This is a genomic window from Pseudomonas sp. R5(2019), assembly GCF_009905435.1.
Taxonomy (GTDB): domain Bacteria; phylum Pseudomonadota; class Gammaproteobacteria; order Pseudomonadales; family Pseudomonadaceae; genus Aquipseudomonas.
This window is the reverse complement of record NZ_JAAAMT010000084.1, coordinates 1-13,736: the sequence shown is the minus strand read 5'-3', so window position 1 is coordinate 13,736 and position 13,736 is coordinate 1. Positions and strand designations below refer to the sequence as shown.

Here is a 13,736-nt window from a genome sequence, read left to right as displayed (position 1 = left end):
CGGCAGCATCGGCACGTTGTTCATAAAAAAATGCCCCAGGCCGTCGAGACCCAGGACAGTGAAGATGTCTAAAACCCGGTTTCCGGTGGATCGCAAGGCTGCTCCGCTTAAGTGAACAGCATTGCGCTCATGAAGCGGCCTTTGTTTTTCCCGGACTCAACGCACTGCTGGTGTATTTGAATCCAAGTTCAATTGTTGCAATGACGCATTCGCGAAGCCTGCTCCCACCGCAACCCCGAACTTGTCTACCAGACGACCGAACGCATTAGACTTTTCTCCGTACTTCTTCAAGTGCTCCGCTTTGATCAGATCCCGCGCAACACTCTCAATTGAACCGTAGCCGTCGATCAATCCAATGTCTTTTGCCGCCTGGGCATTCCACAGATAACCACTGAACAAATTTGGTGTATCTGCCTTTAACCGATCACCTCTCCCCTGCATCACTGCGGCAATGAATTGATGATGTGTCATTTGCAATTGGCTATTCCAGAACTCGGTTTCTTGCGGATTCTGGGGGCTGTAAGGATCGAGCAAGCTTTTGTGTTCCCCGGACGTGTAGTTGCGCCGCTCAATACCGAGCTTGCCCAGGATATCCACGAAACCAAACCCGGCTGAGGTGACACCGATTGAACCGATCAAACTGGAAGGATCGGCATAAATCACCTTCGCGCCTGTAGCGACGAAGTAACCGCCCGATGCTCCGATATCGCCAATGACCGCATACAAGGGCTTGTCTGGATACTGCTGCTGCAAGCGCTGCATCTCGGCGTGAATCTGATGCGATTGAACCGGGCTCCCACCAGGACTGTTAATCGACAAGATTACGCCCTTGGTTTTTGGATCCTCGAACGCCTTGCGCAGCGCTTTGTTTATCTCCAAGTAGCCGTTGGGTCCGGTGGCATTGATCTCGCCGTTGAGTGTGACGAGGCCGGTGTATTGATCCAGGTTGTCGGTGTCGTCCTTACTCCCCCATAGGTAACCGGTGGCATACAGGTACAAGGAAACGACCAAGTACGCAAAGAAGAGCAACTTCAGGGAAACGCTCCACCACCTAGCCCTCCTTTTTTCTCTCAAATTCTCCAACAGGACTTCACGAAGAACGTTACCAAGCTCTTTGTCTTCCATTTTTTTCCCTTCTATTCGGTTCCTTGGCGCAACTTCGATTCAACTGCTTGCGCGATCAGTACAACTGATTTTTTCAAACAGTTTTTTCGCCACGCTAAGAATGCTCTAGATTTTTTGCCTTTGCTTTTGATGTTGAAAAAAAATCAAAAAAAGATTTTTAGTTTTGCACACGGAGTGTGGTCAGAGGCCCACCAGGGCCGGTGCGCTTGCGCACTGTCCACACGGAAGTGTAGGTCAGCGCCGCTGTGGTCAAAGCCGTGTGGCGGTGGTCAACCGCTTGCGGTTGTCCACGGTCACGCGGTGGTGCGCTTGCGCATTGTCCACAGCGAAGCTGAGCAATACTTGTAAAAGCATATTTGTATATCTACTTGCAAAAGCTACTTGGGGGAGACCGCTGGCACCTCTACAGGCCTTGTTCCGTCAGGCTCCTTAGCGATCTGACGTGTAAAATTCCTTAGCGATCTGACGTAAAGACCTTAGCGATCTGACGCGGAAAAATTAGCGATCTGACGTGGGTAAGTTTTGCGAAATTGGCTCTAAGCCTTAATTTGCGCGGGCTGTAGCCGAAATTAGCGATCTGACGTGGAAAGTGTGAATTGCGGCTAATTATCAACAACCTGCGTTAACCTGGCCGAATTGACGCGGTATAGGGGGCTCGCTCGGGCTGAAGCCCTTGCACTGCGCGGGCCCTTAGCGATCTGACGTGCACCAGCTTCACCTGGCTCAAGCAGCTAAATTAGCGATCTGACGTGGGTAAGTTTTGAGGGATCGGTGACACCATTCTGTGGTGCGACCGGGGCATAACTTAGCGATCTGACGTACGCGAAGCCTTAAACCGCAGAAAGCAAAAAGCCCCCTGAGGGGGCTCTTTGAGTGGTGTAACGTCTACACGGATTGGCCAATAAATTGTGGCGGCACATGCAGCTTCACGGATTTCATGGTCAAGAACTTTGAACAGTCGCTGATCCCCTCGGTCAGTTCTGGGTAGAAAATTCCGACCTCATTCAATCGTTTTACAAAGTTGTGTTTGAAATTCCAAAGCGCTTGCTTCTCTTTTGCTTGGCGTTCTTTCACGCCTTCCAAGCGAGCCAGCGCATCATGACTATGACCATAACCGGAACCGAACTGAGCTTGAAGTGCTGCCCAAGGGATTCTCACGATGCCCTGCCCTTTCGCCTTCATTAAGAACTGCCGGTAACAAGCCCAGGTGTAGATATCCATTGAAAGCGGCGACTTCTTGAGCTGGTGCAACACACGCAGATCGATGGGCACCGGAGCAGTCGTCACATCTTCAAAGAAGTCGGCGGTGAGTGTCAGCACGCTGTCCCACAAACTCCGCTCATCAGGATTGCGGGCATTCCAGAACAGCCGCGCATTCTTTGCGATGACGGTGTTGCCGAGCCCGACGTTGCTGTCATTGGAACTGGTAACGGTAATAAGACTGCTAAATAAGCGGTGTGCCTGATCCTTCAACGGGCGGGTGTAACTACCACCAGTGCCCAACCCCATCTTCTGTAGGAATTCGGTCTGGGACCGCCCAAGGTCTAGCTCCCGGCTTTTGGTCCTGACAGCTTCGGAGCAGATCCAGGCCAGCAACGTCCGTGGCAGCGAACCGTACGGGATTCCTACTGATGGCCTGCCGGTTATAGAGAGCGTAACGATCCCGCTTGTTCGCTCATAATGGCTGCACTTCGGGTCGGTGTGCGGGAGTGTTGCCTGGACCAAAGAACGGGACATATAGCCCAGCATCCCTGATTGCTTGGCATCCTCAATCTCAATAGTCAGGCTGTCGCGAATCATGCCTTCTATTCGTGGGCCAAGTGACAGGTCATCAGACGCTTGCGGGGGAGGCTCGGCATCACTTGCCGAGGCGAGGATCAGTTCTGATCCACGGCTTGTTTTTCTCTGTGTAGACATCCCTTTCACAGGCCCGTTTTGGAGAAGATTCCAAAATTTTAATCCCTGTGACGGAGAATTGAAAGTCGAATTCGTTTGTTGCGTAGTCTCACTTTTATTAGAACTTCGTGACTCTGCTACGCGAACTCCGTTCAGATATTTTTTGAAACGCTGTAGGCAATAAATTAGGGCGATAAGTCACTAACATCATCGCCCTTTAGCAAGCAAATCGATCCCTATTGTTCAGGAATTGTCCCCCCTTTGATTAGCACTTCGAGGACTTTGCCACGCGATGCTTTCGCGTCAACCAAAGTGCGGTACCGCTGCACCAGGTACTTCAATTTTTCGGCGCTCTCAACATCGATCCAGTCATTGAGACGCAACTCCCCCCTGCTCTTTCGCTCTTCGGTTAAGCGTTGCCCCCTTCGGGTTGAAGGAGACACACGCTCAGCCTCGGTCAAAGTGCGGCCCCTTTGTTCAGGAACTCATGGAACGCCATTGCTTCTTCTACGGTGAATTGCACGTTTACAAGCGCATCCAGCTTTTCAGGGTCGGCTTCTTGGATGACCTGCTCAATGGTTTTTGCCACTCGCGACATGCTTTTGATCGTTGTTTTGATCTCTTTTTTCGACATCTTGGCAGGTGCCGCGCCTGCCCTCTGCATGTGCGATTTTGTCACTGACGGCTTGTTCAAGCTCTTCGCGACTTCGATACCTTTTTGCAGCTCTTCGTATGCATCACGTTCAGTCCCGCGAGTAGCGTAAATGGTATCAATCGCGACATCCGCAGGGACCACTTTGTCCCGCACGAGCTGTTTCACGTTTTCTTCAGCGTTTGCAAGCGTCAGCAGGCGGTCTACATGCACACCAGATTTGTTGGCTTTTTCCGCGATGACGGCGGGTTTCCAGCCTTGCCCGAGAAGGCGTTTGTAGCCTTCCCCGCGCTCCAGAGGCAACAAGGCAAGTCCTTCACTCGACTTCAACATATGCAGAACGGCATCTGCCTCGTTGCCGTCGAAATCCATCGCCATCAAACCTGGAAGATCAGCTAAGCCGCGTTCGACCGCACGTATCGCTGCTGCTACGCGGTGCTGGCCGTCTTTGATGCGCGCTTTAGGCTCACCATCAACCACGATCATTTGGACGCGTACTGGCGGTAGTGGTTGGCCTTGAGCAATTGCTACCACCAGCGATTCTACGTGCTCCTCGTTGAGTGGACGGATGTTGTAGCCGGTCTCAATGAAGAAGTACTTCAGAGGTAGGATGTGCACGTTATTGCGGGAGATCAGATCACCGGCTTGTTTTGCCTCTTCAATCTGTTCTTTGCTCAGGTCTTTACGAAGGTACTCATCGAACTGCCGCAGCGAGGTAGGCAGCTTTTGTTGCTTTGCAGTCGAGGTGTTATCTGCGCTCATGAATTAAACTCCAAATTCGCTTTTTGATTTGATTCAAATTTACCATGCGTTTGTGCAAACGCAACAAGTTTGAACGCGAATTTTCATGAATCGGCTCATTCATTTAACGCGGACTGGATTTATGTTGCAGCGATCCGTGTGAATCGACTACTTTACATTTACCGACATTCAGCATGTTCGAAGTAATTTTTAGAATATTTTTATAACTGGTGAGGTTATGGCGAGATTATTGGATGTTTACAGCTCCAGTTGGGAGATGTTGGAGATACCCAACGGTTTCACCTTCCGTGATTTCAAGCTTGCCTTTACGATGGATAAAACCTGTTTCACAGTGGATCTCAATGTCGTATTGAAAGTACTCAGGGCGAATCGCTTCCGTTGCCGTCGGCCCTCAACAGCGTTGATAGAATCAACCATTGTTGATTGCTACAAGCGGCATATCGCATCGGGCGGTGAGGTGAATCATGATGGTGAAAGACTTTTTAAATCCGAGAGGTTGGCCGCGTTTATGGAGGCGGTCCCCCCAGCTCGTCACATGATGCATTAGCCTACCAAGCCCACAAAAAAAGCCAGACTGATTAGCCTGGCTTTTTAGCAGAACATCCCCCGCCCTATCCTCGATCCAGACACTTGAGATACCCCAGGTACGCCTGAATCTCGCGTACATCTGCGGTATCGACCGATTGCATATTCGCAACCCCCTCGATGCTATCGCCTGCACAGATGAACAGAGCAGTTGACCGCATGCCCACGGTTGCACGGATATCCGTGCCAGCTTTCACAAGCCGCACCCTCGTGCTGAGTTTGGACAGTTCCTCTCCCGCTGTGTAGAACAGCGGACTAGCCCTTTTGGGGATACGAAACTCCTCCTCGACCGTCAGTCCCTCAGGTACAAAGCCATCATCCAGTAGTAGTTGGATTGTCCTTCCAATAGGGCTGCAAGTGTTCATAGTTCTAAATCCATTTCGTGGACGCACCCCTTGTATTCCCTGACCATATTGAATCCTCTAAAACATATAGATCCTTGAATATTTCACACAAAAAATCAATTTCAAGTGCTCGGGGGCAATTAGTCCAGTGCATACTTTCTGATGGCGATAGAGTTATGGCTACATTCTTTTTAGTTCTGCCGTCTAGGTATTTACGTAAAGTAAAGTGCCGGAGTTGAAACCAAGAAAGAATGCGGTAGTGTTTCCTCATTGAATTAGAAACTCACCGAGGAACACACAATGAACAAGCCCGCTGTTAAACCAGTGACCAAGATGAACACCACTCAGCGCAATCAACTGATCACCAACGCAATCTTGGAAGCAATCACCACTGGTAAGGGCAAATGGATCACAGGCATCGTCCCTGCCGTGACCGCTCTGAACGTCACTAAATCGAATGATGGTTTGAAAGTTCGTAGCTGCCTTCAAACCTTGATCGACAAGGGGTTGGTGTACCGCGTTTCGTTTACCTCGGACGAGATTTACGACCTGACAGCAAACAAGGTGGCCCCAGTTGCTCCTGCAGGTGGCTTCACCATCATGGATGGTCTGTACCGCGGCGAGTTGGTGAAGCTCATATCCGCTGCCCATGGAGCTGCCTACGACGATGAGAAAATGCCTGAGTCTGTTACCTGCAACGTCACCAGCATTAAGGTTTTCTTGAAGGTCGAAAAAGGCCAATTCGTCGAAACGCTTGAAGACGGAACCGACGTTTCCGAACTGTTTAATGCAGCGCTTGATAAAGCGGTTGGCATGGCGTGACGAAGTGAAACAGCGGCTACCGCGCCCATGGGCTTGGTGGCTGCTGCTAGCCAAGGCGACAAGTCACCCTGTCCACCACCAGCTCCATCTGCCCCCAGTTCGTATAGGAAAGGAACATGGCTAACAGACGCTGCGCAGAAAGCCCTGTCAATGCTGAGTATTCGCTATGTGGTGTCGCTTTTGATGCCCACTACGACGACCCTGATGCTGCATACGATATTGCTGGTCCTGCCGAGTCAATCACTTGCCCTCGGTGCTGCCTGATCATTCGCACTATCAAGGCCATGAGCAATCCGCTTCGTCCCCGTAAGGGCGATGATGGTTGCATGCCCGCCACCAGTTAGGGCATAAGCCCTGCAACACCCCAAACCTCGCCGTTAAACGCGGGGTTTGGTCAGTAGAACGATGCGGTTTTCGTGTCTGCTAACTCAGGAGTCGAACAGGGATGAGCGATGAGGATTTGAAGAAGTTAAAGCAGCAAATAGTCGCCCAGGTGAAACATGAAACTCGTTGGACTCGCAGGGTTCCGGTGTTGATTGGTGGTTTAGGTGTTGTGTGTGCTTTGCTCGGTTTTTGGCATTCATCAGGCGCACTGATTTCTATTGGCGGTCTTGTCGGTATTGCTGGGTTCGGTGCACAAGCGGTTCTTTGGTATGGTCTGCGCGATGAGGGGAGGCTATGAAGGAATCAGGATTCACTTGTCTGGCAGCGCTCGCGACAATGCTCTTTTCTAACCTTCTATGGGCACCGTGGGTTGAAATAATTACGCAGTCGTCAGCTGAACTTGCAGCTGTGAAATTCTGGATTTGGTTGGCTGGATTGGTAGCGCTGGGAGCGATGGCAGCATATTTGACTTGGCCATCGTATGAAGTCCAAAAAACCACCTCAGCAAGGCGCGACTAAAAATTCAGAATAGGAAAGGCCGCTGCATCTCAGCCCGCCACAGCAGGCTTTCCATGGAAATGTCTGAGAAAAAAAGCGGAAGATCGACAGACTAATAGGCACTTGTGCCTACTGGCCTGTCGTAGGCACAAGTGCCTACTCCTCCCCCATAACGTACGAATGGAACCTATGGACAACCGAGCACGTTATCTCCACCTGCTAAACGCGAATGGAATCACTCAAGCACAAAGCGCAGTCTTGATAACCGCAGTCACTCAGCGGCCTTGCTCCGTGCGCACTGTACGCTCATGGCTAAATGATCCGGACAAGCCAAGCTCTCGGCCCTGCCCCGCCTGGGCAATTGTTGCCCTTGAGAAGGCCGTCGATTATATGGAGCGTGCCCTCGCACGTCGAAATGAGGCGTAGGAGTCCGCCCGCCGCCCCCGGCGCCGCGCTGTCGCGCAGCAAACTTGGGGGTGTACGCCTCAAGTTCTGTGGTGAGTCTCAATTCCAAAAAGCATTTGGCGGCTGACCCGAAGGGGCAGCCGCCAAAGGCTTTTTGCTAGGATAAGTACGCGCGGGACAGAGGCCGTAGCCCGCACTGGTGTGTCAGCACCCGCGTAGGAGAGTGGCCCGCACGGTATCGGCGTGGAGTCCCTGTCGGCACGGCTAGCCGTGACCACGTATGAGAGAGTGAACCCTTTCGCCACCGTGTGCCCCGCGCGCCCCATAATCCTGCGAGTATTTGGCATGGCGCGCAAGAACCCCAAGCAACGTTTTGAAGTTGTTCATCCTCATTGTGCCGGTATCGACATCGGTGGCGGTGAGCATTGGGTGGCTGTCGGCCCTCATCACGAGAATCCGGTCCGCAAATTTTTCACCTTCACCGACGACCTGATCAAGTTGGCCGACTGGCTTGAAGAACTGAAGGTCAAGGTGGTCGCGATGGAGGCCACTGGCGTTTACTGGATCCCGTTGTACGAGCTTCTCGACGCCCGCGGTTTTCAGGTGTATCTGGTCAACTCACGTTCGACTCGGCAGATCTCAGGGCGCAAGTCGGATGTACTCGACTGTCAGTGGATCTGGCAACTGATGAGTCATGGGCTGCTGCGCGGAGCGTTTCGCCCTGCAGACGCTATCTGCTCTGTGCGGGCGCTGGTTCGCCAACGAGCGAGCAAGGTTCGTGACCAGGCGCAGACACTCAACCGGATTCAAAAAGCGCTCACCCAGATGAACGTTCAGCTAGCGAATGTCATCAGCGATATTTCGGGCGTCACCGGGATGAAGATCCTCAGGGCGATCATCGCCGGCGAGCGCAATCCGGAAAAATTGGCAGAGCTGAGCGATCGTCGAATCAGGGCAACGAAGGACACCATCGCACGCAGCCTTCAGGGTAACTGGCGAGCTGAACATCTCCATGCCCTCGAACAGGAAGTGGCCTGTTACGATTTCTTTGAACAACAGATTGCAGGTTGTGATGCCGCCATCAGTGACGCCATGGAGCAGTTGCCGGTACTGGATGACGCACCGCAGCCGTCGAAGAAAGTCCTGCGCAGCCCGCATCGATCCACGGCTGATCAAGCGGCATTGCATCAGGCACTCTGGCGCATCATGGGTGTGGATCTGACGGCGATCCCGACCATTGGTGTCGATACGGCCTTGGTACTGGCCAGCGAAATCGGTCCCGATCTCTCACGCTTTCCCACTTCGCAGCATTTCTGCTCCTGGCTGGGGCTCGCTCCACCAACGCGAATATCGGGAGGTCGTCAGTTATCGGGAAGAGGCCCCAAAGTCGTCAACCGCGCGGCCCAGGCACTGAAACAGGCCGCGTCAAATGCGCGCAATGAAAAAGGCTTTGTCGGTGCCAGCCATCGGGCACGGCTCTCGCGGATGGACACCAGTTGCGCGATCAAAGCCACTGCCCACCAACTGGCGCGACTGATCTATGCGATGTTGACCAAAGGCCAGGCTTACGTTGAGCAAGGCATGGACGCTTTTGAGGCCAGAAGCCAAGAGCGCCAGCTCCGCGCCTTGCTGCGCAAGGCGCGGAAGCTGGGCATGGAGCTTACCAGTGTGGCTTGACTTGGCCCTTGTGGTGCTGCGACTACCGTCCATGTTTGATGAGAGACCCGCTTAAGCAACACAGCTACCAGCCGGGACCGAGTATTTGTCGGCATATCGCCGCTGACCCGCACCACCAGGACCGCTACCAGCCGGGACCGAGCATTTGTCGGCATATCACCGCTGACCCACACCACCAGGATCGCTGCCAGCCGGTACCGAGTATTTGTCGGCATATCGCCACTGACCCGCACTGACGACACCGCTACCAGCCGGGACCGAGCATTTGTCGGCATATCGCCACTGGCCTGTACCACCAGGCTCGCCCGTTAGCCGGTACCGAGCATTTGTCGGCATATCGCCGCTGACCCGCACCACCAGGATCGCCCGCTAGCCGAAACCGAGCATTTGTCGGCATATCGCCACTGGCCCGCACCATCAGGCTCGCCCGCTAGCCGAAACCGAGCATTTGTCGGCATATCGCCGCTGACCCGCACCGGCAGGACCGCTGCCAAGCGGCACCGAGCATTTGTCGGCATATCGCCACTGGCCCGCACCGGCAGGACCGCTGCCAGCCGAAACCGAGCATTTGTCGGCATATCACCGCTGACCCGTACCACCAGGATCGCCCGTTAGCCGAAACCGAGCATTTGTCGGCATATCGCCGCTGACCCGCACCGGCAGGACCGCTGCCAAGCGGCACCGAGCATTTGTCGGCATATCGTCGCTGACCCGCACCACCAGGATCGCTGCCAGCCAGTACCGAGCATTTGTCGGCATATCACCGCTGACCCGCACCGGCAGGACCGCTGCCAAGCGGCACCGAGCATTTGTCGGCATATCGCTGCTAACCCGCACCGTTTGGATCGCTGCCAGCCGGTACCGAGCATTTGTCGGCATATCGGCGCAGGTCCGCACGGGCGGGGTCGTAAGGCAACAGGACACCGAGGATCTGTCGGCATATCGGCACAAATCAAGCTGGCTGGGCTACATGGCTGCTGAAGACCGAGAATCTGTCGGCATATTGCCGCAGTGCTGTGCAGGGAAGTCCGGTACCGAGCATTTGTCGGCATATCACTGTGAACCATTCGAATCGAAACGTTGGCCTTCTCGGCACCGAGCATTTGTCGGTATATAGAGGCGTTGCCCAGGTCGTACCGCTGGCCAGCCCAGCACCGAGCATCTGTCGGCATATCGCCTGAACCAGGAGGGACAGTGCCGGAGCTCGCTGAACACCGAGGATCTGTCGGCATATCCATGAATAGAGCGGTCGATCTGGTTAGGCACCGAGCATCTGTCGGCATATCGCAGCGTTGCTCAGGTGGTACCGCTGGCCAGCGCGGTACCGAGCATCTGTCGGCACATCGCAGCGTGACCAGGTGGTACCGCTGGCCAGCGCGGTACCGAGCATCTGTCGGCATATCGGCTGAACCAAGCGGGACAGTACCGGAGCTCATTGCACACCGAGGATCTGTCGGCATATCCGCTTAATTAAGCCGGGTGGACACTGGAAGCCCTGTAAACACTGGCGTTCGGCATGAAACCGGGTAACGATCAGGATCGAAACCATTCCTCCTGGACCGGAATCTAGGCGTTCGCCGTAGCGCGGTGACATACTTGCTTCAAGGCAGAATACTGCGACCACAGCGCGGCAGAGCGTAGTCATCGACATCGATCGCCAAAGTCGGAAGGGCCTGTGGATAACGCCGAGCATCTGTCGGCATGTACCGAGGAAACGTCCGCACACTACCGAGGAACCGTCGGCATCGAGCCGAGGATCTGTCCGTAACAAGCCGATAATCTGTCGGCATGACTTATACGGATAATGTGCCTACAAGCCTTTATTTACGTGGCGTTCAGCCAAACGGCCAGCCCTCTAAAAAGCTTTAAGAAATGATTAAAGCTCTTAATTAAAAGGGGGACGGGAAGACGGATCTGCACGCTCAACAGCTGATTTACAGGTCACAAATCCATATGCCGACAAATCCTCGGCAGTTGCGCAGGCAACCGGGAAATTGATTGTATGCTTCGCCCAGACGAATGGAGGTAGGTATGACAGCCGATAGACAGGTAGCGGTCCAGGAGCTAGATCCCGAGCTAGACGATCTCGTGTCTGACGCCGATTTGCCTGATGAGATCTTCGATCTGGAAGATGATTCGCCAAGCGCCTGGAAACGTGTGATCAGCCAATCGAACGTACTGATCAGTTCGTCATACCACCTGTCACTTACTGAAATTCGCCTTCTCAGACTCTGCATGAGTTCGATTGACGCTCGCAAACCGTTTCGGCACAAACGCTTTTTGATTCGCGCTAGCGACTATGCGGAAACCTTCAAGGTCACCCCTGACGCGGCCTACCTTGCACTGAATGACGCAGCAAACACACTGTTTGAACGCGAGATTCGTTTGGGCAACAGTAAAAGCGGTCGGCGAATCCGCTGGATCAGCGAGATCAAATATCACAAGGGGATGGGGGAAGTAGAGATTCACTTTACAGACCAGGTTATCCCACAGATAACCGGTCTAAACAGGCTCTACACCCAGTATCGAACAGGCTCTATTGTTGACCTTACCAGCGTGTACAGCGTCCGGATCTATGAATGGCTGTGCCAATTCAGATCAACAGGCTGGATGAAAATCAGGGTCACCGAGCTTCGTGACCGCCTAAATCTCCTAGAGAGCTACCCAAAATTCAATGACCTGCGCAGAAGGGTAATTGACGTAGCGATTAATGAAATCAACAAAAGCACGGACCTAAACGTGGAGGTTGAATTCATCAAAAGAGGTCGATCAATCGAGATGATCGAGTTCAAATTCACCACACAGCCGGTACAGACTATTTTGAATCTTGAGCCAACGGCTGAAGAGCTGGAAGAAGCGGAGCAGGTTGCTCAATAAGCGAAGCCAACTGCGTCGTTAGTGACAAGCATCGGCCAAGGCAAACAACCCTCGTACAAAAAGCCCTCTAGAAGCCATTTCCGGACAATGGTGCCAGCGACTTACTCAACACAGCAGCATCATCGCCATAAGCCCCAGCGCTTTAGCTCGCAAGCCGTAGTAGTGACAGTACAGTTACGCACTCGGCCTTAGCACTCTGCACATCACCAATCAGGACGATTGCGGCCTATGAAACCTACGAAACTGGACGCGTACAGAGGGCCACTAAATTGCGCCCAGGCAGCAGAAGGAATCAACGCGGCCAACGCTAATGCACACCGCTTGGCAGCCGATGCCCAAATTTTACTGGACGCGGGAAGCTACGCCTCTGCGGTTTCTCTAGCCGCTCTGGCCCTTGAGGAGTCTGGAAAAGTCTCCATCCTCAGAGCAATCGTACTAGCAGAAGATGAGCAGTCGTTGAAACTTGAATGGAAGCGGTACCGCTCCCATACGAGCAAAAACTGTCACTGGATTTTTGCTGACCTAGTGGCGAAGGGCGCGAGGCACCTCAAAGATTTATATCCGATCTATGACGATGCCTCGGACCATCCGCACATTTTGGATCAAGTCAAACAGCTGGGCTTCTACACAGACTGCCTAGGCACACGATCTCATTGGTCATTACCCGCAGAAGTCATCGACGTAAAACTGGCCACTGCACTGGTTAGCTCTGCCAAGCTATTCAGTCAGCGTTCGCCGGTAACCGAGCGCGAAATGCAGTTGTGGGTTGAGCACATGAGACCTCTGTGGAAGCGAGACGCGCAAGGAATGAAGCAGGCCTTAGTGGACTACTACGCTGCGATGCAGCTCGAAGGCTTCCAAGAAGAAGGTCTCAACAGGATGGCAGAATTTGTCCTGGGTCCAACGGCGGATCGGCTGGACCGGGATTAACAGACACAGCGGTAATCAGTACAGACAAAGCACGAGCTTCCACAGCACCAGGCATTCTCTCAAGCTCGTGTTTTTTTATTCAATTTCAAACATCGGCGTCAGAACGTTTCACGGTGAAACGCTCCCGACTATGTTTTAAGACCGGGTAGAGGTTTAGTAGTGGCTGCCTCGCTGACTGTTTTCCGCTCGGGCACGCACCAGGGCAACCTCGTCCTACGCAAAATCTAGGCATGCTGAGTAGCCGAACGCTGGCAGATTTTACGTAGCAGCGCAGTCCTCAAATCAAATTTTGCCCATTTCGGCCCACACAGCAGCGTTTCACCGTGAAACGCTCCCGGCTGACGGCAGCCCCCCCCAAAAAACGTTTCACCGTGAAACGCTCCCGGCTGACGGCAGCCCCCCCCAAAAAACGTTTCACCGTGAAACGCTCCCGACTGACGGCAGACCCCTAAAAACGTTTCACCGTGAAACGCTCCCGGCTGACGGCAGATCCCTAAAAAACGTTTCACCGTGAAACGCTCTCGGCTGACGGCAGATCCCTAAAAAACGTTTCACCGTGAAACGCTCTCGGCTGACGGCAACCCCCTAAAAACGTTTCACCGTGAAACGCTGAACCATTGCTGGAATAAGAGCAAAAAAAAGCCCGCTGAGGGGCGCAATGCTGTTCACTTAAGCGGAGCAGCCTTGCGATCCACCGGAAACCGGGTTTTAGACATCTTCACTGTCCTGGGTCTCGACGGCCTGGGGCATTTTTTTATGAACAACGTGCCGATGCTGCC

Annotated in this window: 8 protein-coding genes; 5 read left to right on the top strand and 3 right to left on the bottom strand. The window is 53.4% G+C overall.

What is annotated here, in order from left to right:
- Positions 1-156: 156 nt before the first annotated feature.
- From GUY40_RS27550 to GUY40_RS27540, 3 genes are all read right to left on the bottom strand, one after another.
- Complete coding sequence (locus tag GUY40_RS27550; protein WP_166572062.1) at positions 157-1,125, bottom strand: S49 family peptidase; 969 nt, start codon at positions 1,123-1,125, stop codon at positions 157-159.
- Positions 1,126-2,010: 885 nt separating this feature from the next.
- The gene (locus tag GUY40_RS27545) at positions 2,011-2,925 is read right to left on the bottom strand and encodes a replication protein RepA (RefSeq protein ID WP_166572061.1); all 915 of its coding nucleotides are present in this window, start codon (positions 2,923-2,925) and stop codon (positions 2,011-2,013) included.
- A 553-nt stretch (positions 2,926-3,478) separates the two neighbouring features.
- On the bottom strand, positions 3,479-4,435 hold the full coding sequence (locus tag GUY40_RS27540; protein ID WP_166572060.1) for a hypothetical protein: 957 nt from the start codon (positions 4,433-4,435) through the stop codon (positions 3,479-3,481).
- A gap of 1,229 nt (positions 4,436-5,664) precedes the next feature.
- Between GUY40_RS27540 and GUY40_RS27535 the strand changes: the two genes are divergently transcribed.
- The 5 genes from GUY40_RS27535 to GUY40_RS27515 all read left to right on the top strand — a co-directional run bounded on the left by GUY40_RS27535 (position 5,665) and on the right by GUY40_RS27515 (position 12,957).
- The gene (locus tag GUY40_RS27535; RefSeq protein ID WP_166572059.1) at positions 5,665-6,186 is read left to right on the top strand and encodes a hypothetical protein; all 522 of its coding nucleotides are present in this window, start codon (positions 5,665-5,667) and stop codon (positions 6,184-6,186) included.
- Positions 6,187-6,631: 445 nt separating this feature from the next.
- The gene (locus GUY40_RS27530; protein WP_166572058.1) at positions 6,632-6,868 is read left to right on the top strand and encodes a hypothetical protein; all 237 of its coding nucleotides are present in this window, start codon (positions 6,632-6,634) and stop codon (positions 6,866-6,868) included.
- 950 nt (positions 6,869-7,818) lie between these two features.
- A complete protein-coding gene (locus GUY40_RS27525; RefSeq protein WP_166572057.1) occupies positions 7,819-9,150 on the top strand; it encodes an IS110 family transposase in 1,332 nt (443 codons plus the stop codon).
- A 2,031-nt stretch (positions 9,151-11,181) separates the two neighbouring features.
- Positions 11,182-12,027 (top strand): replication initiation protein, encoded by an 846-nt coding sequence (locus GUY40_RS27520; protein ID WP_166572056.1) that lies wholly within the window; start codon positions 11,182-11,184, stop codon positions 12,025-12,027.
- Positions 12,028-12,255: 228 nt separating this feature from the next.
- A complete protein-coding gene (locus GUY40_RS27515; protein ID WP_178117994.1) occupies positions 12,256-12,957 on the top strand; it encodes an AbiV family abortive infection protein in 702 nt (233 codons plus the stop codon).
- Positions 12,958-13,736 lie beyond the last annotated feature (779 nt).

What these genes read in the sequence shown, in the direction of transcription:
- GUY40_RS27550 (WP_166572062.1), bottom strand. Translation starts at nt 1,125, where the DNA reads ATGGAAGACAAAGAGCTTGGTAACGTTCTTCGTGAAGTCCTGTTGGAG.
- GUY40_RS27545 (WP_166572061.1), bottom strand. Translation starts at nt 2,925, where the DNA reads ATGATTCGCGACAGCCTGACTATTGAGATTGAGGATGCCAAGCAATCA.
- GUY40_RS27540 (WP_166572060.1), bottom strand. Translation starts at nt 4,435, where the DNA reads ATGAGCGCAGATAACACCTCGACTGCAAAGCAACAAAAGCTGCCTACC.
- GUY40_RS27535 (WP_166572059.1), top strand. Translation starts at nt 5,665, where the DNA reads ATGAACAAGCCCGCTGTTAAACCAGTGACCAAGATGAACACCACTCAG.
- GUY40_RS27530 (WP_166572058.1), top strand. Translation starts at nt 6,632, where the DNA reads ATGAGCGATGAGGATTTGAAGAAGTTAAAGCAGCAAATAGTCGCCCAG.
- GUY40_RS27525 (WP_166572057.1), top strand. Translation starts at nt 7,819, where the DNA reads ATGGCGCGCAAGAACCCCAAGCAACGTTTTGAAGTTGTTCATCCTCAT.
- GUY40_RS27520 (WP_166572056.1), top strand. Translation starts at nt 11,182, where the DNA reads ATGACAGCCGATAGACAGGTAGCGGTCCAGGAGCTAGATCCCGAGCTA.
- GUY40_RS27515 (WP_178117994.1), top strand. Translation starts at nt 12,256, where the DNA reads ATGAAACCTACGAAACTGGACGCGTACAGAGGGCCACTAAATTGCGCC.